At 56.1% G+C, this 1,900-nt stretch carries 3 protein-coding genes; all 3 read right to left on the reverse strand.

Annotated features, from left to right (window positions below):
* Positions 1-146 precede the first annotated feature (146 nt).
* A complete protein-coding gene (locus AC1D17_RS28775; protein WP_477568608.1) occupies positions 147-413 on the reverse strand; it encodes a DUF1488 family protein in 267 nt (88 codons plus the stop codon).
* A gap of 88 nt (positions 414-501) precedes the next feature.
* Positions 502-1,068, reverse strand: coding sequence for a hypothetical protein (locus AC1D17_RS28780; protein WP_477568609.1), 567 nt, complete (start codon positions 1,066-1,068; stop codon positions 502-504).
* A 123-nt stretch (positions 1,069-1,191) separates the two neighbouring features.
* Positions 1,192-1,900 (reverse strand): NADP-dependent oxidoreductase (locus AC1D17_RS28785; protein WP_477568610.1); only part of this gene is annotated, 709 nt, incomplete at its 5' end.

Genomic DNA, 1,900 nt, shown 5'->3' on the forward strand with positions numbered 1-1,900 from the left:
CCGTTGAACACCGAACGACAGGTTTGCGCCACTGGCTCCCCGAACCCAAGCTTGTCGAACGCAATTGGCGTGGGCTGATTGTGGCGCTGACGCGTTTGCAACAGAACCCGACTGTTTCCTCTGCTCGGCGTTGGGGCGTTCAGGGTTTACCTGAAGTTCGATACATCCAGCAGAATTGTCGCTTGCGGTTTGGAGTTGTATGCGCGCTTCGCGGTGTCCAGGATTTTTGCTCGCATCTTGTCGAAGGCTTCGAGATATTCTCGTTCTGACGGGGTTCTCAGAGCCAATCCCTTGGCGAGAACATCGACGGTCACGAAAAATTTGACCTCAAACATTCCATCGTAACCGGTAAAGCGAACGCGCCTGTGGGTTTCGTCATAACTGCGGGCACTATTGGGAAATGAGAGAGTCATGACGTACTTTCGGTTCGAGCGAAATGGAAGAAACGAGCGCAAGGCGAAGTAGGCGACAAAGATCAGGGGGCAGAGAGTCTAGAGCGATTCAGTTCGCGGTGTCGTTATTCGCCGTCCTATTTTCGATCGCCAGTTCCCTCAGCAAATCGGCAACTTCGACAAGTGCCGCTGCCGCCTCTTCACGGGTCCATCCGGCGCGGATTGCTTCTTCCATGACCTGTTGAATCTTATCCTCAATGGCTTCCTGACAATCGAGAAATCGGTAGTCGTAGTCGCCATCCTGCTTCGGGCTTTGATCGGCTGTATGTTGGTTCCTCCGGCCGACGACTGGACAGTATGCGCCTACACCGGCGAATCTATTGGCGACCGGTACCGTCCTTAGATCATAGATGTTGGCTGTTCCCACCGGAAGGTGGTCGGTCCGCAGCTGGCGGCCATCAAGGAAGAGATCATGCGCGGGAACGTCGCGCACCCGGATCATCATGAGCATCGCGTCTTCAGAAGGAATCTTCTCCGACAGGCCATTGTTCTCGATATCGCATCTTATTTCTGTGACGGCGATCTTCGCCTTCTTGAGCGTTCGTGTAACAAAAACTGGAGCCGCCCTAACTTTGAACGTCTCCCTTAGTCTTTCGCCGTATGCGCCCTGAGCCATTGGACCTCCATGTGGGAGCTAAGCAGCTCCCAGCATCCATTCGAGCCACGGTTAAACCCAAAAACATGTGACATTGCGGCCGCGAATTTGCATTTCGGTTCGCAATCTGCCTTGCCTGATCAATCAAAGCCGCCGTCGATCGACCGTAAGGACAATCTTCCCTTTTCGACGCGGACGGCGGCCTTCCAGCATTTCATGGGCAACAGCGGCTTGCGAAAGCGGCATGACTTCGCCGACTTGGGTCTCCAGTTCGCCAACTTCCATCGCCGCAGCGATGTCCACGAGGTCTCCGGTCGTGACGGCGACCAAGAAAAACATGGCATTGACCCCGTACTTCTCCGCGAGGTCTTTGTCGGGCTTGGAGACCGCCGAGATGAGGTAACCCCCGCGGCGGATGACGCTAAAGGACCGAACCTGGGTTTCTCCGCCTACGAGATCGATAACCGCATCGACGTCACTTACGACGTCGTCGAACTTGTCTCTCGTGTAGTCGATGACAGTGGCGGCGCCGAGCCGCTTCACGTTGTCGATGTCTTCCGTCGCGCACGTGGCGATCACGTTCAATTTTGCCCTCGCAGCGAGCTGGATGGCGAATGCACCGACGTTTCCTCCCGCGCCGTGAATGAGGACCGTTTGCCCCGCCGTCAGGTGGGCATGCGCGAACATGGCTTGCTTGGCCGTGACGGCGATAACGGGAACCGACGCCGCTGCGACGTCATCGATGGTGACAGGTTTGTGACCAGCCATCGAAGCCTCGACAACTGCGTAGTCGGAATAAGCTCCGATAAATCTAGGATTCGTCACCCCGAACACGGCGTCGCCTGCTTTGAAC

The organism is Pararhizobium sp. P1_E7 (assembly GCF_056405855.1).